The sequence below is a fragment of the Qipengyuania sphaerica genome, assembly GCF_019711595.1.
GTDB classification, from domain to species: domain Bacteria; phylum Pseudomonadota; class Alphaproteobacteria; order Sphingomonadales; family Sphingomonadaceae; genus Qipengyuania; species Qipengyuania sphaerica.
The window spans coordinates 70,054-94,072 of the sequence record NZ_JAIGNR010000005.1; the positions used below are offsets into that span (position 1 = coordinate 70,054).

Sequence of the window (24,019 nt, forward strand, 5' to 3'; positions counted from 1 at the left end):
ATTTTTCACCGGCAATTCTTTATATTGGCTGGAACTTTTCTCCATTCTGCGCGCTTAGGAACGCAGCAAAAGCGTGTGGTGTCTTGGGGAGGACATGCTCGCGGGCCTTTGCGAAACGGAAAACAAGGACGGGGGTCCGCGAATTGAGAGAGCAACTGAGGCAGGCCACGGGAGATATCCACGCGCGTCTCGACCGCTGCGTTGGTCATCTGCCGATGGCCTCCGACGATGATTACAGCGCGTTTCTTTCGGCGCAGTATGTCGCACGCCGCGAAATAGAAGCGGCGCTCGGCAAGGTCCGCCCGGCGGACCTCCCTGACTTGCCCGGCCAAGCGCATCTTATCGCGCAGGACCTGCAGGATCTGGGCTGCGAGCCACCGCGAGTTTCCGGCGAGTTCGCGATCAACTCCCCCGATGAAGCACTTGGCGCAGCCTGGGTGCTCGCGGGCTCTTCGCTCGGCAATCGCGCAATGCTCGCGCAGCGCCGCAAACGCGATCTGGACGGACCGGTAGCCTTCCTCGCAGACAAGGGTTTGGGCCGCTATTTCGGCAAGCTCCTCGAAGTGCTGTCGCGCCCTCACGGGCAAGAGCAGGTCGAGGCAGCGATACGCGGTGCCAGGGCCGCCTTCGCGCGCTTCGAGCAGGCCTTCGCAATTCAAGGACTGGAGGAAGCGGCATGAATCGGCAGGATCCCCAGGTCGACCTTTCCAATTGCGATCGCGAGCCGATCCACCAGCTCGGTCATATCCAAGCCTTTGGCGCATTGATTGCGGTGAATGCCGACTGGTTCGTCGGCCAGCGCTCGGCCAATCTCGAAGACATGCTCGGCATCGAAGAGCAGGTGGAGGTCGGCGCGCGCCTTTCGCAGGTTTTCGCTGACAAAGCCTTCGAACGCCTGCGCAGCGCGGTTGCCGCACTGGTCGATCCCGACCAGGTCGAGCGCCTCTTCGGGCTCGACCTGATGGGCAAGGGGCAGCTGTTCGACTGCGCGCTGCATTCGACCGGCGCCTATACGATCATCGAACTCGAACCCCATGTCGAAGGCGACGTCAGCCGCCAGATCGGCCTGCTACGCCCGATCATGGCCAGGCTGGAAAAGATCGACGATACGGGCAGGTTGCTGCAGGAGGCTGCGCGCCAGTTGCGTGCTTCTCTCGATATCGACCGGGTCATGGTCTATCGCTTCCATGAAGACCTGTCGGGTGAAGTCGTGGCGGAAGCGAAGCGCGACGATCTCGAAGCCTTCCTCACGCTGCGTTACCCCAAGTCGGACATCCCGGCGCAGGCTCGCGAACTCTACAAGCGCAACCGCTTCCGCATCATCAGTGATGTCAATGCGACGCCTGTCCCGATCGAACCCGGCCAGACGACCGAGGGCGACCCGGTCGACCTTTCGATGAGCACGCTCCGTTCGGTTTCGCCGATCCATATCGAATATCTGCAGAACATGGGCGTCGGCGCCTCGCTGTCGATCTCGATCATCATCGAGGGCAAGCTCTGGGGCCTGTTCGCCTGCCACCATTACAGCGCGAAAATCCTGCCCTATTCGCAGCGCACATCGGCGGAGCTGTTTTCCGAACTCTTCTCGATGATGCTTGAGCGGGCGCTTTACCGCGAACGCGACGAGCTGCGCGAAGCAGGCCGCCAAGTGCACAACCGCCTGATGCGAGATATCGCAGCAGGCACTTCGCTTTCGGACAGCCTGCCAACGATCACGCCGGTCATCCAGCAGGTCATTCCGCACGACGGGGCAAGCGTCTTCGTCGAAGACATCTACGATTCAAGCGGGTCTGCGCCGAACGAGGAAGAATTCCGCGCCGTCGTCCCCAGCCTGAACAGCGCTGCGACCAGCAAGATCCTCGCGACCGACGCCCTGGCAACGCTTGTCCCCAAGGCCGAACGCTTTACAGACCGCGCAGTCGGCGCGATGGTGATCCCCGTTTCCCGCACGCCGCGTGATTATCTGGTGCTGTGGCGCAAAGGGCTGACGCAGACCGTCCTGTGGGCAGGCAATCCGGAAAAACCGGTCGAATACGGCCCGAATGGCGCGCGGCTCACCCCGCGCAAGAGCTTCGAAGCATGGCAGGAATCGGTCGAAGGCAAGGCCGCCCCTTGGACGCAGGGCGAATTGCAGGTGGCCGAAGGGCTGCGTGTAACCCTGCTCGAGATCATCCTGCGCCTGACCGACGAGGCCGTGCAGGAACGCGCGAAGGCGCAGGCGCAGCAGGAACTGCTGATCGCCGAGCTGAACCACCGCGTGCGCAATATCCTCAACCTAATCCGCGGCTTGATCAGCCAGTCGAAGCGCGAGGCGTCCTCGATCGAGGAATTCTCCGATATCGTCGGCGGACGCATTGCCTCGCTCGCCGCGGCCCATGACAATATCACCAAGGGCAACTGGTCGGCCGCACCGCTGCGGGATCTGGTCGAGACCGAAGCGCATGCCTACCTGACCGACAGTCAGGAACGGCTGAATCTCACCGGTCCGGAAGCTCTGATTGCGCCGGAAGCCTACACCGTCATGGCGCTGGTCATCCACGAGATGATCACCAATTCCGCCAAATACGGGTCCCTGGCGGACAATTCGGGCCAGCTCGATATCAAGGTCACGAAAAATGCCGACGGCTCGCTCCAGCTCGACTGGAAGGAAAGCGGCGGTCCGCCTGTGAAGCCTCCTACCCGGCGCGGTTTCGGCTCCACCATTATCGAACGCTCTGTTCCTTTCGAACTCGGCGGCGAAGCAAAGGTCGAATACAAACTTGCAGGCCTTGAAGCGTCGTTCCGCATTCCCTCGCGCTTCATTGAATGGACCGGGGTCACAGGCGCCGCATCGAAGAGCTCGAAGGAAGAGGTGATGGCAAGCAACGGACTGGACCGTCTCCCCGAAACGGTCCTGCTGGTCGAAGACAGCATGATCATCGCGCTCGATACGGAGGATTGCCTGCACGAGCTGGGCGTGAACAAGGTGTTCGTCGAAAGCTCGGTGGCCGGCGCCCTCGACCTGCTCTCCAAGCAGACACCCGAACTTGCCATTCTCGACTACAATCTCGGCAAGGAAAGCAGCGAGCGCGTAGCAGAGAAACTTGTCGAGATGGGCGTGCCTTTCTGGCTTGCGACCGGATATGGAGAAATGGCCGACCGGCTGGAGGAAATCGGTGCCAGCGGGCTTTTGACCAAGCCTTACGGCAAAGATGAACTGGTCGGCATTCTCGGCAAGCTCGGCAGTGAATAGGCCGCTGCCCGCCTTCTAGTTGAAGAAACGCTGCTGGTAATAGAAGGGCGCGGCAACCGGGTTGCCCTGCGCATCGCGTGCCGGTTCGAAGCGGACCTGCTGGTAGGACAATTCGCACACCTTGGCATCGGTTTCCGGGAAGGGGCTGGCGCGATAGACGCTGCATGAGGTCACGCGGCCCTGTGCCGAGACCATCAGCTTCACGATCACCGACTTGCCGATCCGCGCCTCGCGCCCGCCGGGGGGAACCGGGAAGGAGCGCGAATCCGTGATCGATTGGGTGAGCACGGGCTTGGTCGCCGCTACCCCGCCCTGGCCTCCGCCTGCCCTGCCCGCACCTGTGCCCGTGCCGCTGCCCGCGGCACCCGTGCCGTCGCCTGCCTGCGTCGCACCAGATGTCGTAGCCGCACCGGTCGACGACGCGCGCGGCACCGGCTTGTCCTGCTTCACCTGCCGCTTGGGAGTGGGAGCGGTAACCGGCTGCGGAACCGCTTCCTTGCCGGGATCGCCCTGTGCCCCTTCATCCGGCTCGGGTTCGACCACCGGTGCTTCTTCCGGCGGCGCAGTCACTGTCACCGTAAAGGCGGAGACAACCGAGCGCTCTACGCTGCTCACCGCATTCGGCACGAGCATACGTGCCAATACGTAGAAGATTCCCAAGTGAATCAACAGTATGACAGCGATAAGCCAGGGGTTGGGTCGCCGCTTGGTCGTGCTGAAGCTGGTCGCAGGTTCGGACATATCGGGACCAACGGAGGACGCGGAGCGGCGTTCCGGGCACACCGCATGGACGCCTGATGGCTGGAGACCTGTTGTATGGCGAGTGTGCCGATCCACGATGAAGGCAATATCGCAAGAGCGCGAGCTTTCGTCGCGCCCTGGCTCTACGCACTGGGGGCGTTGATCGGCTTCGGGTCGCTGGCTTATCTGAGCGCCGATCTGACCCGGGCAGACGGTCGGGTGGCCGTCGTCTGGTTGCCTAATGCCTTCATGGTTGCCGCTCTCCTTCGCCTGCGTATTCCCAACGAGGGGCTGGTCCTGCTCGCCGCCCTGGCCGGCAATTTTGCAAGCAATCTGGTTATCGGCGACACGCCTGTCACCGCAGCAATCCTTTCGCTGGCGAATCTGGTCGAGGTCTGGATTGCCGTGAGCCTCGTGCGGCACTGGTGCGGCCCGCGGCCCGATATGGCGGACACGCATGACCTCACGCGCTTCATGCTGGCAGCAGGGCTCGTGGCACCGGTCGCCTCGTCGCTGGTCGCCACGGCTTCGCTCGCATCGATTACGCCCGTACCGACGCAGAGTATTGTTCGCTGGGCCATTTCCGACGGGCTTGCGATGCTGATCATTGCCCCCAGCGCGCTGGTGTTCTGGGACGCGGTCGCCAATGCCCGCTGGCCGACGACGCGCGAGGCTTTCGAGTGGGTCCTCCTCACTTTCGGCGGCACGACGCTGACCCTGCTCATCTTCACGCAGAATTCCTATCCGCTCCTGTTCCTCATCCCCCCGATCGTGGTCGCCCACGCCTTCCGCTTGGGAACCCTCGGCACCGCCTTCTCTGTTCTGAAAGTAGCGGTGATTGCCCTGATCTGCACGCGCATGGGATCCGGACCGATCATACTCGCGTCGCTCCAGACGGATGCCGAACTGCTGATACTCGAGGCATTCCTGGCATCTGCGATGGTGGTTGGAATGCCCGTCGCCGCCATGCTGTCGACACGCCAACGGTATCTCGACGAGATCGCGCACAGCAAGGAACAGCTCGACCTGCTGACGCACAACATCACCGATGCGATCCTGCGCTATGATCTCGAGGGGCGCTGCACCTATGCCTCGCCCTCGGTCGGAAAGGTCCTCGGCGCGCCGCCCTCGACCTTCGTCGGCTCGACCACCGCACAGCGCTCCCACCCCGACTCGCGCGAAGAGATCGCTGCGGTACAGGAACGGCTCCTTTCGGGTAGGACGGAGACGGAGCGTTTCACCTACCGACGCCTGCTGGACGACGGAGAAGGCAAGCCCGTCTATATCGAGGCCGATTGCGCCATCGCCTATGCGGCGGACGGCGGACAGCGCGAAGGCATTGTCGTCTCGGCGCGCGACATCACGCTCCGCGTCGAGCTCGAACGGCAGCTCAAGCGCGCCATGCGCCATGCCGAGAATGCCGCGCGCGCCAAGGCGCAGTTCCTTGCCAATATGAGCCATGAGATCCGCACCCCGATGAACGGCGTGCTCGGATTTGCCGACCTGCTCCGCCAGCGGGAACTGGACGAGGAATCCTCGCGCTATGCCGAACTCATCGTGCGTTCGGGCCGCTCGATGATGATGCTCCTCAACGACATCCTCGACATCTCCAAGATCGAATCGGGCCAACTGGTCCTTTCGATGGAGGAGTTCGACCTGCGCGAGCTGGCGGAAGATTGCGTCAGCCTCCATCTGACCAACGCCGAACGCAAGGGGATCAGGCTCAAACTGTCTTGCGAGCAAGGCCTGCCGCAGCGCGCCATCAGCGACCCGCTCCGGCTGCGTCAGATCCTGCTCAACCTGATCGCCAATGCGGTGAAGTTCACCGAACGCGGGCAGGTGGAGGTCACGGTACAGCGCGAAGGCGAAACGCTCGCGATTGCCGTAGAGGACAGCGGGATCGGCATTGCGCCCTCGCGCATCGAGCAGATCTTCGATCCCTTCATCCAGGAAGAAGCCAGTACGACGCGCCGGTTCGGCGGCACCGGACTGGGCCTCAGCATATCGCGCCAGCTTGCCGAGCTGCTCGGCGGCACCCTGGTCGTCGATTCGATGCCCGGCGTGGGTTCACGCTTTACCTTGCGTATCCCGCTGGACATTCCCGAGACGAACGCAGCGCCGGGGACCGCCAAGGGCCCCGCCACTCCGGCTCCGGTCCTGCGAAGCAAGGCGCGCGTGCTTCTGGCCGAAGATCACGATGTCAATCGCATGCTGGTCGTAGCCATGCTTGAACAGCTCGGCCAGCAGGTCACGATTGCGCGCGACGGTCTCGAGGCCGTCTCCTCGGCGCTCGATGCGGCGGATACCGATACGCCCTTCGACCTCGTGCTGATGGATGTGCAGATGCCCGGCTGCGATGGCTATTCGGCGACGCGGATGATCCGCGGTGCGGGCGTAGACCAGTCCGCGCTGCCGATTGTCGCGCTGACGGCCAATGCCTATCCCGAAGATATCGCCGCGGCTTTCGATGCCGGCATGCAGGCGCATCTCGCCAAGCCGCTGGTGTTCGAGGAACTGGCCGAGGCACTGGCGCGCTGGCTGCCGGTCGAGATCGTCGATGAAGAGATGGTGGCAGCCGAAACGGCTCCGCCTCGTTCGCAGTGCCACTCCCCCGAAATGCTCGAGCGCTGGAGCACGCGGCGGAGCGAGGCGATCGACGCCGTCTCCAAAGCCGTTCGCGAAGACGCTTTCGAAGGCGTGCGGATCGAAAAGCTGGCGCGCACCGTGCACAAGCTGGCCGGCACCGCAGGCATATTCGGTGAAGATGAGCTCGGCAGGAAGGCGGCCGCGCTGGAGCGGGCCTTGCGCGCCGGGGTAGAGAGCGACGTGCGCAGGAAGCTTGCTAAGGAATTGCTCGAAGCCGCGTGAGCGCTGCGCCTGGCGCGCGGGCCAAGCGCAAACGAAAAGGGCGGCCCCGAAGGACCGCCCTTTCCTGTTTGGTTGATCGAGCCCCGACTTAGAAGTCGTAGCTGATACCGACCTTCAGACGCCAGAGCGAGGAGCTCACATTGACGAAGGAGTCGCCGGCAATCTCGTCGGCACCGCGGAAGCTCTCGATGATGTAACGACCCTGATCGTCGACACCATCGCTGTAAGCCACGTTCTGGAGACCCGAGAAGTCACGGCGGCGCTGGACGTTCCAGTCGCTGTCGAGGAAGTTCAGGAAGTTGTCCATCGAAGCGAACAGCGTCAGGCGATCGTCCGAGCGGCCGAAGAAACGGCCCGGTCCGGGCAGTTCCTGGCTGAACGAAACGTCCATGTCGTAATACCATTCGACTTCGCAGGTGTTACGCTTGATCGAGCTGCCGATGTAGTCGCGCACACAATCCTGCGACGCTGCCCAGCTGGTGAACGCTTCGACCGCATCCTCGTCGGACAGGGGCGAAATGTTCGGATCGTCGAAGCCGTTCGGGATGTAGGCCAGAACGTTGTCTTCGCCCGAGGTCGAGTCGTTGAACACGCCGTCTTCGGAGAAGGTGATCGAGTACGGACGACCCGAACGGGCGACGAAGGTCACGCCGAGACGGGTGGTCAGGTCTTCGAAGAACTCTTCACGGAACGAGGTACGTGCCGTGATGTTGTGACGGCTTGCAAAGAAGCCGCGCGATTCTGCCGGAGCCTGCCGGTCGAAAGCCGCCGTACGGTCGTAGTTCGAACCCGCGGTGGAGTTGAACATGTTACGACGGTCGTTGGCGTCCGTGAAGGCATAGCCGAGGCTGAAGTTGACCGAACCGCCTTCGGTGAACAGGCCACCGTCGAAGTTCTTCGCGAGGATCGCAGAGGCGATCTGGCTCTCGTAACCTGCCGAGTTGGTCAGCATCAGCTCGTTGTCGCGGCGGGTGCCGAAACAATCGCCCGTCACGCCCGTGTAGGTCGGCGGGTATACGCCCACGAGCCTTGCGTCGCATCCATCCTGGGTCGGATCGATGGCAGCGTAGATCGGTCGACCGTCGATAGCGAAGCCGTTCAGGCCCTCATCGATATCGGGGATCTGCGAAAGATCGACGATCGTGTAGGGATTGCTGTACTTCGAATAGATGTAATCGAGGTTGATCGACCAGTTGCTGAAGAAGCCCGAGGGGGCGAAATCGAGGCCGCTCGAGAAGCCGAGGTTGGCACGCAGCACGCTGGGCACTTCGATGTTCGGATCGATCGACTGGGTGTCGCCAAGGCCTGCAGCAGCGCGCGCGATGCCATCCTGGCGGAAGCAGTCCGGAACGCCGGTGAAAACGCCACCTTCGACGACGTCGATCGGACCCGCCGGACATGCGTCGGAGTTGGTGTTGCCTTCGGCAAAGCCACGACCGTCGTTCTGGAAGGCATTGCCGAACCAGACCAGCGGGTCGCCGCCCGAGAAGATGCCGACGCCGCCACGCAGTTCCGCACGCGAGAACACGGCGAGGTCGCCGAGATCGTAGGCGAACGAAGCACGCGGCATCACGATCGGATCGAGTGCACTGAAGCCGACTGCGTTGCTGAAGCCGTAACGATCGAAGAAGTTCGGGTTATGTGCCGGCTCGTCGCCATCGTAGAAGTCGATGCGCAGGCCAAGCGTAACGTCGAACCGATCGCTGACCATCCATTCGTCCTGGATAAAGGCCGAGTAGATGTCGCGCGAGAAGGCTGCGGCTGCGTCGTTGACGTCGCCGGTGGCCGAGAAGTTGCCATAGGCGCCAACAGCATTGCCGGCCGCGACGTTGAACGGAGCGGTGAAGGTGCTGAAGCCGTCCGAAAGGATGCCTTCACGCAGATCGTCGATGTTGGTGAAAACCAGCTGACCGGTCGCGTTCTGGACGAACAGGTTGAACAGGTTGGCGTGGTTCCACTCGACACCGGCCTTGAAGCGGTGAGCACCCGCATCAAGGATCGCGGCTGCACGGAACTGGTCGATGTCCGTCTTGAGGTCGTTGGCCGAACGCGAGAAGCCGGGGCCGGCCTGGACAGCGCCGTAACGGTTCGAGCCCGCATCTGCACCGTTGTCGATACCGACGACAATGCGCGGGATCGGGTTGGCATCCTGGGCTTCACCGCCGCCGAGCGGACCCTGGAGGTCCTGGATCTGCGAACGCGAGTAGCGCAGTTCGGTCGAGAAGCGGTCGTTCCACTGCGAATAGAGGCGTGCCGAGTAGTAGTCGGAGATCGTGCCGCTTTCGTTGAAGGTATTGGCACCCACAACTGCGCCGCGGAAGCTGCCGAACTGGCTGAAGTCGTCCGACTGCAGCGTCGATTCTTCCAGACGCTGGTACGTTGCTTCGAGGCGGTGGTCGTCGTTGATCTGGAGATCGGCACGAACGAAGTAGCGATCGTTTTCATACGGGCGGACATAAACGATCGGACCGGTTTCGATGCCGTAGACCGAGCTCAGGACCTGCGAAATCTCGTTGAACTGCTCGACCGAGACGGCGCCGATTTCGTCACCGAAACCACCGTTCAGGGGGCCGTATTCCTGCGGGAAGCCGGCTTCCTGGTGCTCGTAGGCACCGAACAGGAACAGGCGATCCTTGATGATCGGGCCGCTGACATAGCCGCCCCAGCGCTTGAGCGGCTCGATGTCGCCGGCGATAACGCCGCCAGCCTTGTCGCCGCGAAGGTCCTGGTTCGAATATTCGAAGAAGCCGCCGAAGTGGTATTCGTTCGAACCCGACTTGGTAACCGCGTTGATCGCGCAGCCGGTGAAGTTGCCGTAATCGACGTCGAAGGGTGCGAAGGCTACCTGCGTTTCGCGGATGGCGTCATAGGGGACCGGAGCCGAGCTACGCGAGGCGAAGCCGGTGTCGTTGAGACCGTAAACGTCGCCCTGGTTGATGCCGTCGATGGTGAAGGCGTTCGAACGATCGTTACCGCCAAGGCACGAAATGCGGTCGACGCCGGCACCGGTGTCGTCGCGGTCGAGGCTGACGCGCGGGTCGATACGGATGATGTCGCGGATGTCGCGATCGAAGGTCGGTGCCGATTCGAGAACTTCGAGACCGAAGCTCTGGCCCGGACCCGTGGCGATCTGCGAGGTCTGCACGCGCGCACCGGTGACGACGATCACGCCGGTACCGCTGGTGAGGGTGAAGGTCAGGTCGGTCGCACCCTGAAGGCTCGTGTTGACGTCATTGAGCGTCTGGCCTTCGAAGCCGGGGGCGTTCACGGCAACGGTGTAGGGGCCGCCAACCGTGAGGTTGGTTGCGTTGAAGCCACCATCGGCGCCGGTCGTCACGGTGCGCGAAGCGCCGGTGCGGGTGTCGGTGACAACCACTTCTGCGCCGGCAAGCGCGGTGCCGTTTTCGTCCTGCACGGTGCCCTGGATCGCCGAAGTGATCTGCTGCGCGGCTGCCGGAGCGGCGACCATGGCGGCGCCGGCGGTAAGGCTGACTGCGCTGGCAGCCAGGAGATACTTGAACTTCATCGGAGAAGACCCCTTCGTCTCATCAGATTGGAAATATGGATAGCACTGGAAATGCGCCGCCCCGCTAGGCTGGCGATGTTTCGGCAAAGCTATCCTTTTGTGACAGAGTCAAGACACGCACCCGCTCGGTGTGGACGGCGAGTCACTTGAGACTGAAAAACCACGGGTTTCCGCGGACTTAGCGATGTTGCAAAAACCACACACGGCGGAAAAAGATTCTCTCCGCCGTGCAAATGCGGTCAGACGAGCCGTGCCTTACGCGAGATTGATCTCGCGCAGGCGCTGCATCAGGAAGTCGTGGCTCGAGATCGGCTCGGGGTGGTCGGCCGGGTTTTCCGGGTCGATGCAGCTCGGAAGCGTCTCGATCACGTAGTCCGGGCGGAAGTGCAGGAAGAAGGGCATCGAATAGCGCGCCCGGTATGCCGCTTCGCCGCGCGGATTGACCACGCGGTGCGTGGTCGAGCGCAGCTTCCCGTTGGTCAACCGGTCGAGCATGTCGCCGACATTGATGACGAGCGCGCCTTCGGGCACATCGACTGCCTTCCATTTATCCTGCTTGGTGAGCAGTTCGAGGCCAGCCTCCTCCGCGCCGAGCAGCAGGGTGATGGTGTTGATGTCCCCATGCGCGGCGGCACGGATCGCGCCTTCGGCTTCCGCGCCTTCGAGCGGCGGATAGCGCAGCAGGCGCATGACCGAATTGCCGTCCTCGACCGTGGCGGCAAAGAATTCGCGCGGCAGGCCGAGATGGATGGCAATCGCCTCCAGCACGCGGGCTCCGGCCTCTTCGAAGGCAGCATAAAGCTCGGTGAAGGTCTCGCGGAAGTCGCCAACTTCATCGGGCCAGACGTTGTCGGCCATATATTCGGCAAGCGGATGGCCTTCGGGCAGTTCACGACCGACGTGCCAGAATTCCTTGAGGTCATGGACATTGGCGTCCTTGGCCTTCTCGGTTCCGAATGGCGTATAGCCGCGCGCACCGCCGCCGCCGGGGATGTGATAGGCCTTCTTCACCTCGTCGGGCAGCGCAAAGAATTCCTTCGACAAGGCTTCCGCGCGGTCGATCAGATCCTGCGGGATCCCGTGATCGCGGATTACGGCAAAGCCGTATTCCTGGAAACTGCGGCCAAGGTCTTCGGCAATGCTTTCGAGCGGCTGTGCCAGCGACACAACCGCGATATCGGTGTTCGAATCGGTCATAATGGGTGCGCCCTTTAATACGGAAGGAAGAGTCCCGCCAGCGCTGCGCTCATCAGGTTGGCGAGGCTACCGGCGGCAAGCGCGCGTATACCCAGCTTTGCAATCACCGGTCTTTGATTTGGCGCAAGGCCGCCCGTCACGGCCATCTGGATCGCGATGGAGCTGAAATTGGCAAAGCCGCACAGCGCGAATGTGGCGATCGCGCGGCTGCGATCGGAAAGCGTGCCGGGCTCCATCGCGCCGAGGTCGATGAAGGCGACGAATTCGTTGAGCACGATCTTGGTGCCGAACAGGCCGCCCGCGAACTGGGCCTGTTCCCACGGAATGCCGATCAGGAACATCACCGGCGCAAAGACATAGCCGAGCAGCTGCTGGAAGGTGACATCGGGATAGCCGAGCAATCCGCCAACCCCGCCAAGGATACCGTTGGCGAGCGCGACCAGGGCGACGAAGACCATCACCATGGCACCTACGGCCACGGCCAGCTTGACGCCGGTCTGCGTACCTTGCGCGGCTGCCTCGATGACATTGGCGGGCTTGTGACCTTCCTCGAAGGTTTCGGCGACTTCGACTTCGTGCGGCTTCCCGCTTTCGGTCAGGGCGGCAGGACCTTCTGCGCTGATCCGCGCATCGGGGAGCGTGATTTCTTCCTCGGTCCCTGCAAGTTCGGCAGCATCGCGGGCAAGGTCGCTTTCGTCGTCGGGCATGATGATCTTGGCCATCAGGATCCCGCCGGGCGCAGACATGAAGGCTGCCGCAAGCAGGAAGGGGACGGCTTCCGAACCGATGAAGCTGGCGTAGGCGGCAAGGATCGTGCCCGCGACACCCGCCATGCCCACAGCCATCAGCGTGAACAACCGGCTCGGCGTCAGCGCGGCGAGGTAGGGGCGCACCACCAGCGGGCTTTCCGACTGGCCGACGAAGATATTGGCCGCACTGCCGAGCGCCTCGACCTTGGAGATACCGGTAATCCAGCCGATCGCGCCGCCGACCCAGCGCACCAGCCGCTGCATGATACCCCAGTGATAGAGGATGGAAACGATAGCGGCGAAGAAGACGATCACCGGCAGCGCCGCGATCACGAAAGTATTGGTGAAGGGGTTGGAGCCCATGGGTCCGAACACGGCCTCGATCCCGACCTTCGAGAAGTCGAGCAACGCAATGACGCCGTTGGACATGCCCTGGATTAGCTGCACGCCCCACGGGGTCCGCAGCACGATGAGCGCCATCACGGCCTGGAGCGCGAAGGCCGCGCCCACAACGCGCAGCTTGATCCGCTTCTTGCCGGTCGACAGCAGGAAGGCGATGGCAAGGATCACGACGATCCCGAGGATATTGATCACTACTGGCGGCATGCCGACCCCTTTGGCGAAGCGACTAGTTGCGGATGAAAACAGGCTCACGTCTTGCGCGGCGCGCCCGCATAGTCAATTGAGCGTCGCAATTCCAGCTTCGGCTGTCACCCGTTAAGAGAGTACCTGCCCCAGCATGACCGAAACCACCGGCGATATCCGCATCAAGGCAGCCTCCACGCCTCTGGGCCTGTTCGTCTACACGCTGGTCTATGGCGGGATGACGGTGCTGGCCGGCGTGCTCGCGTTCAAGCAGGTGCAGCTTTACCCGACCGACCTCGCGGTCGAGGCGGGCATTTTTGCCTTCCTGTTGCTGGTGGTCATCTCGAGCACGATCGCGCAGCTTTACGGAGAGAAACTGGCCAATCGCATCGTGTGGTGGGGCTTCCTGCCGCTGCTGATCTCCGCCTTGTTGATGCAACTCGTCCTCAACCTGCCCGCCTCGCCCGAAATGGTCGAGGGCCGCCCGGCAGATCTGGCCGCATTCGAACAGGTCCATGCGACGATCTGGCGCGTCTGGGCCGCAGGTCCGGCGGCCTATATCGTCTCGCTGCTGCTAAATGTATGGATTTTCTCGCGCCTGCGCGGAAGCGATGAGAACACCGGTACGCTTTCGCTGATGATGCGCGGGGCCATTGCCTCGGCCCTCAGCCAGGCAATCGATTCGGTCATCTTCATCACGCTTGCCTTCTATGGCCAGTTCCCGATCGGCAATTTGCTGATCGGCCAAGTGCTGGCGAAGGTGATGCTGAGCATTGTGCTGGTGCCGTTCCTGATCACCGGCGGCGTGGCTTTTGCGAAATGGCTCGACGGCCGGAAGGGCTAATCCTGTCGTACATTGTCGACGATCTTCTCGTCGAGTCTGTCGCCGTGAAGCACAGAGACATCGCCGGTCGTCTCCAGCACCACCGCGCGCACTTCGGATAGCGAAAGCACATTGGCCTCGCGCAGCTTTGCGATCACGTCGCTGCGCGCAACGCGGGTGGACTTTAGCGCGTCGTCGCAAAATTCGCCGTCACGCATGAGGAAGACGGGCTCGTTCTGGATCGCATGCTCGAAGGCATCCGAATCCTTGCGCACGCGGGCGACCAGCCACTGGACCACGAACAGCCCGGTCATCGCGAACAGGCATTGGCCGAAGACGGTCCACTTGTCCGCCGTCACGGCAGCCGCCAGCACCGAGCCGAGCGCGACGGTCATCACGAAATCGAAATTGGTCATCTTCGAGAGCGACCGCAGGCCGACCACGCGGATAAGCAGCGTCACCCAGGCGAGCCCGATGAGCGAAAGGACCAGCCCGCGAATAGCGAGATCGAGCAGCGTGTTATCGACGAACATGCCCTTCCAACGGGCTCCCGGCGCAATCGGTCCTAGGCCGAGCAACTCGCCCCGCCCAGCACGCAGAAGCGCGCGCAATGCGGGTGGTTGAGCGGAACGTCGCCAGCGGCTTCGGTCAGCGTCTCGCCCAGATCGAAGCCCTCATCATAAGGGATGAGCGTGCAGGCGACCACGCGCGGGGCTGGCTCGCCCTTGCGGTGAACGACCATGCGGCTGGTGGCGCACATCACATCGCTGGGCGACTTGCCGAGGATGCCCCAGCAGTCGGTCGTGATTTCGGCGATGTCCTTGTCCGCGTCCATTTCGGGGAAGAGCACCAGCCGCGCAGGGTCATGCGCGTCGATGGCAATGCCTTCGTTCGCGAACAACTCGGCATAGCAGCTTCGCGCGGCCTGCTCTCCTTCATCGGGAAGCAACCGGCCCGCAACCGCGATCGAGAAGCCATTCTCCGATAGCCAGCGCAGCCCTTCCATTGCGGGCTCCCAGCTTCTCGGGCCCCGCTCGGCCTCGTGGACCTCTTGTGTATGGTGATCGAGGCTGACGCGCAGGGTCAGGCGGTCGCCATGCGCTTCGCGAAGCGCAAGCAGGCCTGCCTCGTGCCGCCGCATGGGTTTCATCGCATTGGTCAGCACCAGCGCCTCGAACCCGCGCGAAAGCGTGTCGCCGAGCATCATCATGAAGTCAGGGTTCATGAAGGGCTCGCCGCCGGTAAAGCCGATCTCGCGCGTGTCGAGCCGCTTCGCCTCGTCGAGGAAGCGCGCAGCGTCCTTGGCCGAGAGATAGACCAGCGCATCATTGGTCGGGCTGCTCTCGATGTAGCAGGTCGCACAGGCGAGATTGCAGAGCGTGCCGGTGTTGAGCCACAGCGTGTCGAGCTTGGTCAGCGGAACGCTAGCGCGCTCCTCGCCTTTGGCGGTGACCAGCGGATCGCTGAACTTCTCGCGCGGCAGAGGCGCCGCCTCGACCGCGAATGGCGAAGGTCCGGCAGGCGCGTTGCGCGATTTAATGCGCGCTTCGCTCAAGACAGCTTCCGGCGCAGTTTTGCGAGTGTCTGCGCCCACCATTTGGGGACCTTGCCAAAGACTGTCGGCTCCCACGCCTTGAAGGCAACGGCTTTCGAGATCTCGCTGCGGGTGGGATAGGCAATGATCGCCGACCCCAGTGCGAAGGTGCTGCTCTTCCCGGTTATCGACTGCGCGAAGGGCAGCAGCAGTTCGCCCGCATTCTTGCCGACGATGCTGGCGCCCAGGACCTTCTTGCCTTTGAGAACCAGCTTCATGTGGCCCTTGTCGGCGCTTTCCGCGAGCGAGCGTTCGTTGTCGTGGAAGGTCTCCTTGACCACGGTGACCTTGTCGCCATGCTTCTCCCGCGCTTCGGCCTCGGTCATGCCGATCTGCGCGACCTCGGGGTCGGTATAAGTGCACCAGGGCAGCGCCGACCAGTCGACCTTGGCAGGCAGGCCGAGCGTGATTTCGAGCGCCACGTTCGAGCCTTCATAGCCCGAGACGTGCGTGAGGCGTGGCCCGTCGCGGCAGTCGCCGATGGCGTAGATGCCCTTGACCGACGTGCGGCGGCGATCGTCGACTACGATGCCGTTCCTGCCCATCTCGACGCCCACTTCTTCCAGCCCGAAGCCGGTGCAATTCGCCTTGCGGCCGGTCGCGATGAGAAGGTGCGAGCCTGAAATGGCCTCATCATCGGTGTGCAGAGTGATGGCACCCGCCGAGCCCTCGACCTTCCTGGCCAGACCCTTCACGAAGCGCACGCCCTCGCCTTCGAGCACCTCGCGCACGACCGCGACGCTATCGGGATCGTCGCGCCCCATCAGCTCGCCCGGCTCGACCACGGTGACCGCGCTGCCAAGACGGCGGAAGGCCTGCGCCATTTCCATCCCGATCACGCCGCCGCCGACGATCACGAGGTGATCGGGCAGCACGTCGAGATCGAACAGGTTCTCGTTGGTGAGATAGGGCGTGTCGGCCAACCCATCGATCGGCGGCACAGCGGCTTTCGAACCTGTCGCGATCACGATGCGCGGCGCTGTCAGCGTGCGCCAGCCCACCTCGACCGATTGCGGGCCGGTCACCTGCGCCCAGTCGCGAAAGACCTCGCAGCCCATCTCCTCGAAGCGCTCTTCGCTATCGTGGGGGGCGATGGCGGCAATGGCATCGTGGATGTGCTTGTGAACGCCCGCCCACTCGACCTGCGGCGGCGAAAGCGTGATGCCGAAGCGCTCCGTCTCGTTCGCCTCCGCCGCGCGCTTTGCGGCAGCGATGAGCGCCTTCGATGGCACGCACCCGTCGTTGAGACACTCGCCTCCCATCTTGCGCGCCTCGACCAGCGCCACGTCCAGCCCGAACAGCGCGCAGCCTCCGGCAGCGGTGAGCCCGGCAGCGCCCCCGCCGATCACGATTACGTCATGGGTGAATTTCATCGCTTGCTCCGTAACCGAATTTGCGGAAGATGCGAAGAAACTCGCAAACACCGCCTCCCCCTTCGCCCGAACGGACCTCCCGGTTACATGGCACTGGCCGCATCGCTTTGAGAATTCTGGTCACCGGAGCGGCCGGCCTGCTGGGCGGCGAGACCTGCGCCAAACTGGTGGCAGCTGGGCACGAGGTCACTGCGCTCGTCCATCGCAACCCCGATGTTCTCGCCAATGATGGCAGCCGCGTGGCGGTTGAACCAATTGTGGGCGACGTTTCGCTAGAAATGTTCGGCTGGAGCGAGGACCGGTTTGCACAGGTCGCAGCGAGCCACGATGCCCTGATCCACTGCGCCGCAACCGTCCGCTTCGATCTCGCCGAAGAAGACTATCGTGCTGTGAACGTAGGCGGCGTATCCAACGCGTTAGCCCTCGCCGAGGCGGGCGGGATGGATTTCCTCCACGTCTCCACCGCCTATGTCTGCGGCGACACCGACGGCATCATCCGCGAAAACAAGCCGCCGCCCCAGGCAGGCTTCGCCAATGGCTACGAAGCCAGCAAGGCGACAGGCGAAGGATTGGTGCGCGCCAGTTCCCTACGCTGGGCGATCGCGCGACCCTCTATCGTGGTCGGAGAATATGAAAGGGGCGCGATCCGTCAGTTCGACACGACCTATGCCGCGTTCAAGCTGATCGCCGAGGGACGCGTGCGCCATATGCCCGCGCGCGCCGACGGGACGTTGGATTTCGTTCCGCTGGATCATGTGGTGCAGGGCCTCGTCACGCTGGTCGAGCGGATGGAGGATGCGGCGGGAGGGACCTTCCACCTCGTCTCGGGCCAGCCGCTGCCGGTCGAGCAATTCGCCGACGCGATCGGCGCCTATCCGCAGTTCCACCGCCCCGAACTGGTCGCACCCGAAGACTTCGACCCTGCGGCGCTGCCCCCACTGGAACGCCGCCTCTACAAGCGCGTGGCAGGCCTCTATGCGAGCTACTTCCAGCGCGATCCGCATTTTTCCGACGCCGAGTTCCGCGCGATCTCGGGGCGCGGCTGTCCGCCAACCGGGCAGAGTTACATCCGGCGGCTCATCGATTATTGCATCGCATCCGGTTTTCTGCCGGAAGCCTAGCGCACGTCGGGATAATTCCGCGCCATCCGGTGTCTCAAACCGACTGCCCACAAGATGCCGACCTTGAAATAGATCCAGTTCGCCTTGAGCGGGCCCCAGGCCGCGATCCGCCGGTCCGATGTATAGACCCGCCGCGCGACCATCCTGACCCGGCCGAGCCGCGCGAATTTTACGCACAGATCGGCCTCCTCCATCACTGCATCGCCCGGTGTGCATCCGCCGACGGCGAGGAAATCTTCTCGGCGGAAGAACATGGCATGATCGCCAAACAGCAACCGCACTCCGCGAAGGAACAGGTGCGGCCGGGTAATCAGCGGCGCGTACCAGGTCTTCGCCCAGTTATGCAGCGTCGTGCCCCAGCGCGTCTTTTCAGGACCGCGGATGACGGGCGTGAAGCTGGCAAGCGCCACCGACGGATCTGCCAGCGTGTCCTCAATGACCTGCACCATGTCGGCGGGAGGCACGGTATCGGCGTGCACCACGCAGACGAGATCGCCGGATGCTTCCTTAACCCCGAGATTGATCTGGAGTGCCCTGCCCTTCTCGCCGTCGAGGACCCGCCACCCGGCATCGCGTGCGATCCTCGTAGTTTGATCACAGCTGCCGCCGTCGACCAAAAGGATTTCAAGCGGCCGCGGATCGAGCTTCTCGAAAGCCCTGACGAGATGGGGCAGCGCCTTCTCCTCGTCCAGCGTCGGCACGAGCAGCGTAACGCTCATTCGAATTCGGGCCACTGCGCGAGGTCTTCGGGCGTGTCGATATCGGCCAGTTCGGGCAGGATCGCCGGACCCCACCCGCGCTGCGCCAGCCGGGCAAGCGTTTCCGGCAGGACCTTGGGCGTACTCCATTCCATGTCCTCGAACAGGAAGGGCACGGGCTCGCGGAACCCGATCAGGTAATAACCCCCATCATTGGCGGGACCGAGCACGACGCGGCGGTCATCCAGAGCACCCGCCGCAGCCCGCAGCAAAGGCGCCGTGACGCCGGGGCAATCACTGCCGATCAGGAGAGCGGGCGGCGGGACACGGGCCATCTTATCGCCAAGGTCGCCTTCGCCCTGGTCGACCACCTTGATGTCGTCACCGAAAAGGTCGTGGAATGCGGCGATTTCCCCGCCGGTCACGCGCAGTTCGAAGTCCAGCCCGCTTTCTCGCGCCACGTCGATCGTTTGTGCCAGCAAGCGTGCATATAGGCGAGCCGCTCCTTCTTCACCGAGCGCCGGAATCAGCCGCGTCTTGACCCTGCCTGGCACAGGAAGCCGTGCAAAAATGGACAGGCAGGGTCGGATTGCAGGCTCCATGCTGGCTTGGCGGGCCAGTAAATGATCGCCGCTAGAGCCGCTCGATGCAACTCCCAAGCTGTTCCTCGCGACGGAAGTCTACTTCTTGCGCTGCTTTTCGCGCAGGCCCTTAAGACCTGAGCTGACGAACTCGGCCAGCTCGTCGCCCAGCGCCTCGATCTCGACCGCGAGCCTGCCCTGGCGATGCGCGCGCGACAGCAGTTCGGTCGGCCCCATGGAGGCAGCCTGGTAGAAGGCGGGCGGCATGATCGGCAATTCGCCGCTGGCGAAATGCTTGGCGGCCCATTCGATCACCGGCTGTTCTTCTTCCGATGCAACCGAAAGCCACACGTCGACATTCTGGCGCAGCCATTCGCTGTCGGAAAATTCGGCAATCAGGCGCTCGTAACGTACAGGATGCTTGGCCTGGTAATGCATCGCCGCCTTCGTTCCGGCTCCGAATGCCTCGCAGGGATCGCCTTCATAGGCCATGATGGCCTGCTGGACAGCATGCAGGTAGGCACCGCGTTCTTCCGCGAACAATTCGCGGATGATCCCCTCTTTCGAACCGAAATGGTGGAACACGCTACCGTTGGACACACCGGAGCGCTCGCAGATGTCCTTCAGCGTGACCTGCTCGTGCCCATGTTCGATGATGAGTTCGCGTGCGGCCTGCAACACCTTGTCACGCGTTTTGCGACTTCTGTCCTGAACCATTAACCGCGATATTACACCACGATGCTGCCTTGTCACTGCAAAGCGCACGCATTTCGACAGTGAGAAAGCTGCTTTTCGGACACTAAGCGACGAAAATTGTGGGAAAAAGTGGATGCCCCGTGAGGATTCGAACCTCAATTGACGGAGTCAGAGTCCGTAGTCTTACCATTAGACGACGGGGCATCATCGCTCATCGCGCGCCGGGCAGAATCGCCTCGCAGCCGCAAGAGAGGCCGCGCATCTAGTTTCGTGCATCGCTTTGGTCAACCCTTGTGCGCCACCATCTGCTTGCCCGATTGCGCCCCAATCGCTAGCATCGCTGCCAGGTCCCCGCGCGAGGTGGTTTTGCGCGGGAGGAATAACGAAAGATTTCCCCATGGCGGAACGTAATCCGCCGGACATGAGACGGGGGCATGGGAAGAAACGGGGCGGCACGTCCGGCAAGGTAGCCGATTTCCGCTACAAGCGCCCCTCCCGGCCCGACAAGCGCCCGAAGAAGAACGGGACGCATGCGCGCGATGCGGAGCCGCGCATGGCAAAACCCTCCGAAGCACAGGCGAAAGCGTCGCCACATTTCGTGCGCGGAAAACGGCAGGCCTACGCCGCGCTGGATCTCGGCACGAACAATTGCCGGTTGCTCATCGCACGGCCATCTGGCGAGAACTTCACCGTAATCGATGCCTTCAGCCGCGTCGTGCGCCTTGGCGAAGGTCTTGCCGCAAGCGGTCGGCTCTCCGACGAGGCGATGGAACGAACCCTTGCCGCGCTGCACGTTTGCGCCGAAAAATTGCGCCGCCGGCATGTCCATCTCGCCCGTTCGGTCGCCACCGAGGCGTGCCGCCGCGCCGCCAACGGGCCGAAATTCATCGAACGTGTGCGCGAAGAGACCGGCATCGTGCTCGATATCATCTCCGCGCAGGAAGAAGCGCGCCTTGCCGTGCTTGGTTGCCACATCCTGCTCGAGGACGGCGAAGGGCCCGCGGTCATCTTCGATATCGGCGGGGGGTCTACGGAACTGGTCCTTGTGGAACCGAGCGGAGCCGTTCCGCGCATCCTCGACTGGATGAGCGTTCCCTGGGGCGTGGTCTCCCTGACCGACACGGTCACCGGGTCGGACGACAGCGAGGAATTGCGGCTCGACCGTTATCGCCGCATGCGAAAGACCGTGGTCGACAGCTTCAAGCCTTTTGCAGAGCGTGTGCGCGAATTCACGAAGGGTCCGCATCCGATCCGCCTTTTGGGCACCAGCGGCACAGTGACGACGCTCGCCAGCCTGCACCTCGAATTGCCGCAATACGATCGGCAGGCGGTCGACGGACTGATCCTGCCATCCAAGGCGATGCGCGACATCTCGGTCAAGCTCTCCCATATGAGCGGTCCCGAGCGGCGCCAGCTGCCCTGCATCGGCGACGACCGCGCCAACCTCGTCGTGGCGGGCTGCGCGATCCTCGAAAGCATTCTCGATATCTGGCCCTCCGAAACGCTCGGCGTGGCAGACCGCGGCATCCGCGAGGGAATACTGCGCAGCCTGATGGCGGCCGATGCCGACGGCGAGCGCAGTCGCGCCGCGCTACAGAGAATGAGGGAGCAGGACGTATGAGCCGGTCGGGCAAGGACAAGGACACGCGCGTCCGCACTGCAAGGAAGCGCTCGGAATCCTCGACGCGCTGGCTGCAGCGCCAGCTCAACGATCCTTACGTGAAGCAGGCCAAGGCCGAGGGGTATCGCAGCCGGGCCGCCTACAAGCTTATCGAAATGGACGAGAAATTCGGGATCCTGAAAGGCTCGAAACGCATCGTCGATCTCGGCATCGCGCCGGGTGGCTGGGCGCAGGTGGCGCGCAAGCTCGTACCCAAGGCGCATGTCGTCGGCATCGACCTGCTCGAGGTCGAACCGATCGAGGGTGTCGAGATCTTCCAGATGGATTTCATGGATGAGGAAGCGCCGCGCGTGCTAGAAGAGGCGCTGGGCGGGAAGGCCGACCTGGTGATGAGCGACATGGCCGCCAACACAGTCGGTCATAAGCAGACCGACCACCTGCGCACGATGGGCCTTGTCGAGGCAGGCGCATGGTTTGCGGTCGAGAACCTCGAGAAGGGCGGGACCTTCCTCGCCAAGGTGCTGGCAGGAGGAACCGACAAGGACCTGCTCGACTTGCTCAAGAAGCATTTCAAGACGGTCAAACATGCCAAGCCCCCCGCAAGCCGCAAGGGATCGAGCGAGTGGTATGTGATCGCTCAAGGCTTCAAAGGCTGACACCGGGCACAAAAAACCCCGCACGAGGGCGGGGTCTTTCGGTACCAATGGGCAGAGGGGTCAGTCGACCTTGGTCGCGCCCTCGTTATCGCTTGCAGCATTGGCCGAAGCGACCGGCTCGTCGGCACCCAAGGCACCAGCGGCTTCGGCTTCGGTCGGCTCTTCGCCTTCGACGCTGACACCTTCTTCAGCCTCTTCCGCCTCGGGAGCCGCAGGTGCAGGTTTCGCGGGCGCACCGCCGTTGGCAGCGAGATACTCCATGATATTCGCGCGGTCTTCCGGCTTCGAAAGGCCGGCGAAGCTCATCTTCGTACCGCTGGCGAAACCCTTGGGGCTTGCGAGCCAGGCATCCATGTTTTCCCAGGACCAGTCGCCGCCATGGTCGGAGAGCGCGCTCGAATAGGCGAAGCCTGCGACATGCTTTCCGATCGGCTTACCCATGATGCCGTAAAGGTTCGGGCCGATGCCGTTTGCGCCGCCCTGGTTGATCGTGTGGCAGGCCTGACACTTGGCGAAGACCTTCTCGCCAGCCGCCACATCGGCGCTGGCAAGCAGGGTGCCGAGATCGGGACCGGTGTCTCCGGATGCAGTTTCCTCGCCCTTGACCCAGTAGCCGGCCTCGCCCTCGGGCAGCGCCTCGTTACTGTCGGCGTGAAAATACATGCCCGATGCAATCGATGCGCCGAGCGCGACGATGCCGGAGAAAAGAACCCAGCCGGAAGCGGTATTGAAACGATCGTCCATTGCGTGAAAGCCTGCGAGAATCCGTGGTGGTCTGGTGGTTGGGCGCCGCTCTAGTGCCGAGCGGGCGCTCGCGCAAGGGTCTCGCAAGACCCATTGCGCTTGCAGCGGGGGAAATGGCCGCTAACAGGGCGAACCTATGCGCACATTCGCCAAACCAGCGATCGAAATGGTCGACACGATGCGGCAGGCCGCCGCCGCCGATCCCGCTCGTGCCATCGCTTTCGGCGGCGCGCCCGGTTCGAATTCGCACCAGGCGGCCATGCAGTTCGATCCCGATGGCCTCCCCTTGCCCTTCATCGGGTTTGAGGATGCGCTTGACGCGGTGAGCCAGGGGCGTGCGGGCTGTGCGATGATCCCGATCGAGAACAGCCAGCATGGCCGTGTCTCCGATATCCACTTCCTGCTGCCAGAAAGCGGCCTTCATATCGTGGCCGAACACTTTATGCGTATTTCGCATGCTTTGATGGCGACCGGCCCCGGGCCGTTCCAGGCCGCTTACAGCCATCCGCAGGCGCTCGGCCAATCGCGGCACTACCTGCAGGAACGCGGGATCGTCGCCCTCGCCCATGCGGATACGGCAGGGGCTGCAGCCTATGTCGCCGAGCTGAAGGACCCCACATTTTGCGCAATTGCACCGGCAATGGCGGCCGATCTCTACGGCCTCGACATCATCGAGGAAGCGGTCGAGGATGCGCATGACAACACGACCCGCTTCGTTGTGCTGGCCAGGGAACCGCGTGAGCCTGCATCGATCGAAGCCGAGACGGCCATGAGCACCCTGATCTTCGAGGTGAAGAACGTGCCTGCCGCCCTGTACAAGGCGCTCGGTTGCTTTGCGACCAATGGCGTCAACATGACCAAGCTCGAAAGTTACCAGAAAGGCGCGAGTTTCGCGGCAACCGGTTTCTATGCCGATATCGAGGGTGCCCCCGGAAACGCGCGGGTCGATGCCGCACTTGAAGAACTCGAGTTCCAGACGAATTCGGTGCGGCTGCTCGGAAGCTACGGCCAGGCGCGAAAACGCGGCTGAGTTACAGCCGAATTCGAAAGCTGCGTCACCTCTGTGGTGGTCGGAGGAAAGGCCATACGGGCGGGAGCAGATGTTGCCAAAATGTCGCTAATGATTTGCCCTGAACCGTTTTTTTCGAAATTCAGGGAACCGCTGGCAGCTTCCTGCATAAAGGGCATTAAGGTTCTGTTGGGGACAGGCGCGA

At 63.0% G+C, this 24,019-nt stretch carries 19 protein-coding genes and 1 tRNA gene; 8 read left to right on the top strand and 12 right to left on the bottom strand.

The genetic code is table 11. The features are described from left to right. The first annotated feature begins 143 nt into the window (after window positions 1-143). Together K3178_RS13695 and K3178_RS13700 are read left to right on the top strand one after the other, a co-directional pair. Window positions 144-680 (top strand): biliverdin-producing heme oxygenase, encoded by a 537-nt coding sequence (locus K3178_RS13695; RefSeq protein ID WP_221571975.1) that lies wholly within the window; start codon window positions 144-146, stop codon window positions 678-680. Continuing rightward, window positions 677-3,232 (top strand): HWE histidine kinase domain-containing protein, encoded by a 2,556-nt coding sequence (locus K3178_RS13700; RefSeq protein WP_221571976.1) that lies wholly within the window; start codon window positions 677-679, stop codon window positions 3,230-3,232. The genes K3178_RS13695 and K3178_RS13700 overlap by 4 nt, the downstream gene beginning before the upstream one ends. Before the next feature lie 15 nt (window positions 3,233-3,247). Here K3178_RS13700 and K3178_RS13705 read toward each other — a convergent pair whose 3' ends face one another. Then, window positions 3,248-3,865, bottom strand: coding sequence for a TonB family protein (locus tag K3178_RS13705; protein ID WP_247713829.1), 618 nt, complete (start codon window positions 3,863-3,865; stop codon window positions 3,248-3,250). A 183-nt stretch (window positions 3,866-4,048) separates the two neighbouring features. Between K3178_RS13705 and K3178_RS13710 the strand changes: the two genes are divergently transcribed. Further along, window positions 4,049-6,841: an ATP-binding protein gene (locus tag K3178_RS13710; RefSeq protein WP_221571978.1), complete on the top strand. Its 2,793-nt coding sequence runs from the start codon at window positions 4,049-4,051 to the stop codon at window positions 6,839-6,841. 88 nt (window positions 6,842-6,929) lie between these two features. Here the strand turns inward: K3178_RS13710 and K3178_RS13715 are convergent, their stop codons facing one another. The 3 genes from K3178_RS13715 to K3178_RS13725 form a co-directional block, all read right to left on the bottom strand. Next, complete coding sequence (locus tag K3178_RS13715; RefSeq protein WP_221571979.1) at window positions 6,930-10,367, bottom strand: TonB-dependent receptor; 3,438 nt, start codon at window positions 10,365-10,367, stop codon at window positions 6,930-6,932. Window positions 10,368-10,622: 255 nt separating this feature from the next. Next, a complete protein-coding gene (locus K3178_RS13720) occupies window positions 10,623-11,564 on the bottom strand; it encodes an isopenicillin N synthase family dioxygenase (RefSeq protein WP_221571980.1) in 942 nt (313 codons plus the stop codon). A 14-nt stretch (window positions 11,565-11,578) separates the two neighbouring features. Next, window positions 11,579-12,919: a NupC/NupG family nucleoside CNT transporter gene (locus tag K3178_RS13725; RefSeq protein WP_221571981.1), complete on the bottom strand. Its 1,341-nt coding sequence runs from the start codon at window positions 12,917-12,919 to the stop codon at window positions 11,579-11,581. 133 nt (window positions 12,920-13,052) lie between these two features. Here K3178_RS13725 and K3178_RS13730 point away from each other — a divergent pair, with 133 nt between their 5' ends. Then, complete coding sequence (locus tag K3178_RS13730) at window positions 13,053-13,742, top strand: queuosine precursor transporter (protein WP_221571982.1); 690 nt, start codon at window positions 13,053-13,055, stop codon at window positions 13,740-13,742. Here the strand turns inward: K3178_RS13730 and K3178_RS13735 are convergent. From K3178_RS13735 to K3178_RS13745, 3 genes are read right to left on the bottom strand one after another with little or no spacing between them, the layout of a single operon-like run. Continuing rightward, window positions 13,739-14,254: a DUF421 domain-containing protein gene (locus K3178_RS13735; RefSeq protein WP_221571983.1), complete on the bottom strand. Its 516-nt coding sequence runs from the start codon at window positions 14,252-14,254 to the stop codon at window positions 13,739-13,741. The genes K3178_RS13730 and K3178_RS13735 overlap by 4 nt on opposite strands. Window positions 14,255-14,286: 32 nt before the next feature. Then, on the bottom strand, window positions 14,287-15,276 hold the full coding sequence (locus tag K3178_RS13740; RefSeq protein ID WP_247713814.1) for a radical SAM protein: 990 nt from the start codon (window positions 15,274-15,276) through the stop codon (window positions 14,287-14,289). After that, complete coding sequence (locus tag K3178_RS13745; RefSeq protein ID WP_221571985.1) at window positions 15,273-16,688, bottom strand: dihydrolipoyl dehydrogenase family protein; 1,416 nt, start codon at window positions 16,686-16,688, stop codon at window positions 15,273-15,275. The genes K3178_RS13740 and K3178_RS13745 overlap by 4 nt, the downstream gene beginning before the upstream one ends. Before the next feature lie 107 nt (window positions 16,689-16,795). Between K3178_RS13745 and K3178_RS13750 the strand changes: the two genes are divergently transcribed. Next, window positions 16,796-17,809 (top strand): SDR family oxidoreductase, encoded by a 1,014-nt coding sequence (locus K3178_RS13750; protein ID WP_247713815.1) that lies wholly within the window; start codon window positions 16,796-16,798, stop codon window positions 17,807-17,809. Here K3178_RS13750 and K3178_RS13755 read toward each other — a convergent pair. The 4 genes from K3178_RS13755 to K3178_RS13770 all read right to left on the bottom strand — a co-directional run bounded on the left by K3178_RS13755 (window position 17,806) and on the right by K3178_RS13770 (window position 19,988). Next, entirely contained in the window at window positions 17,806-18,528 is a 723-nt protein-coding gene (locus K3178_RS13755) for a glycosyltransferase (RefSeq protein ID WP_221571987.1), read from the bottom strand. The genes K3178_RS13750 and K3178_RS13755 overlap by 4 nt on opposite strands. Beyond that, window positions 18,525-19,109 (bottom strand): TIGR04282 family arsenosugar biosynthesis glycosyltransferase, encoded by a 585-nt coding sequence (locus tag K3178_RS13760; protein WP_221571988.1) that lies wholly within the window; start codon window positions 19,107-19,109, stop codon window positions 18,525-18,527. Before K3178_RS13760 ends, K3178_RS13755 begins: the two co-directional genes overlap by 4 nt. Before the next feature lie 78 nt (window positions 19,110-19,187). Next, entirely contained in the window at window positions 19,188-19,769 is a 582-nt protein-coding gene (locus K3178_RS13765; protein WP_221571989.1) for a TetR/AcrR family transcriptional regulator, read from the bottom strand. Window positions 19,770-19,914: 145 nt separating this feature from the next. Then, window positions 19,915-19,988: transfer RNA gene (locus K3178_RS13770), tRNA-Gln, on the bottom strand. A gap of 193 nt (window positions 19,989-20,181) precedes the next feature. Between K3178_RS13770 and K3178_RS13775 the strand changes: the two genes are divergently transcribed. Both K3178_RS13775 and K3178_RS13780 read left to right on the top strand, forming a co-directional pair. Beyond that, the gene (locus K3178_RS13775; RefSeq protein ID WP_221571990.1) at window positions 20,182-21,405 is read left to right on the top strand and encodes a Ppx/GppA phosphatase family protein; all 1,224 of its coding nucleotides are present in this window, start codon (window positions 20,182-20,184) and stop codon (window positions 21,403-21,405) included. After that, a complete protein-coding gene (locus K3178_RS13780; protein ID WP_221571991.1) occupies window positions 21,402-22,061 on the top strand; it encodes an RlmE family RNA methyltransferase in 660 nt (219 codons plus the stop codon). Before K3178_RS13775 ends, K3178_RS13780 begins: the two co-directional genes overlap by 4 nt. A 60-nt stretch (window positions 22,062-22,121) precedes the next feature. Here K3178_RS13780 and K3178_RS13785 read toward each other — a convergent pair whose 3' ends face one another. Further along, window positions 22,122-22,805, bottom strand: a complete 684-nt coding sequence (locus K3178_RS13785; RefSeq protein WP_221571992.1) for a c-type cytochrome — start codon at window positions 22,803-22,805, stop codon at window positions 22,122-22,124. 136 nt (window positions 22,806-22,941) lie between these two features. Here K3178_RS13785 and K3178_RS13790 point away from each other — a divergent pair, with 136 nt between their 5' ends. After that, window positions 22,942-23,835: a prephenate dehydratase gene (locus K3178_RS13790; RefSeq protein WP_221571993.1), complete on the top strand. Its 894-nt coding sequence runs from the start codon at window positions 22,942-22,944 to the stop codon at window positions 23,833-23,835. Window positions 23,836-24,019: the final 184 nt, after the last annotated feature.

Coding starts and splice junctions, on each gene's coding strand:
- K3178_RS13760 (WP_221571988.1), bottom strand. CDS start 19,109: ATGGAGCCTGCAATCCGACCCTGCCTGTCCATTTTTGCACGGCTTCCT.
- K3178_RS13755 (WP_221571987.1), bottom strand. CDS start 18,528: ATGAGCGTTACGCTGCTCGTGCCGACGCTGGACGAGGAGAAGGCGCTG.
- K3178_RS13735 (WP_221571983.1), bottom strand. CDS start 14,254: ATGTTCGTCGATAACACGCTGCTCGATCTCGCTATTCGCGGGCTGGTC.
- K3178_RS13785 (WP_221571992.1), bottom strand. CDS start 22,805: ATGGACGATCGTTTCAATACCGCTTCCGGCTGGGTTCTTTTCTCCGGC.
- K3178_RS13790 (WP_221571993.1), top strand. CDS start 22,942: ATGCGCACATTCGCCAAACCAGCGATCGAAATGGTCGACACGATGCGG.
- K3178_RS13705 (WP_247713829.1), bottom strand. CDS start 3,865: ATGCTCGTGCCGAATGCGGTGAGCAGCGTAGAGCGCTCGGTTGTCTCC.
- K3178_RS13775 (WP_221571990.1), top strand. CDS start 20,182: ATGGCGGAACGTAATCCGCCGGACATGAGACGGGGGCATGGGAAGAAA.
- K3178_RS13725 (WP_221571981.1), bottom strand. CDS start 12,919: ATGCCGCCAGTAGTGATCAATATCCTCGGGATCGTCGTGATCCTTGCC.
- K3178_RS13780 (WP_221571991.1), top strand. CDS start 21,402: ATGAGCCGGTCGGGCAAGGACAAGGACACGCGCGTCCGCACTGCAAGG.
- K3178_RS13710 (WP_221571978.1), top strand. CDS start 4,049: ATGGCGAGTGTGCCGATCCACGATGAAGGCAATATCGCAAGAGCGCGA.
- K3178_RS13700 (WP_221571976.1), top strand. CDS start 677: ATGAATCGGCAGGATCCCCAGGTCGACCTTTCCAATTGCGATCGCGAG.
- K3178_RS13720 (WP_221571980.1), bottom strand. CDS start 11,564: ATGACCGATTCGAACACCGATATCGCGGTTGTGTCGCTGGCACAGCCG.
- K3178_RS13715 (WP_221571979.1), bottom strand. CDS start 10,367: ATGAAGTTCAAGTATCTCCTGGCTGCCAGCGCAGTCAGCCTTACCGCC.
- K3178_RS13745 (WP_221571985.1), bottom strand. CDS start 16,688: ATGAAATTCACCCATGACGTAATCGTGATCGGCGGGGGCGCTGCCGGG.
- K3178_RS13730 (WP_221571982.1), top strand. CDS start 13,053: ATGACCGAAACCACCGGCGATATCCGCATCAAGGCAGCCTCCACGCCT.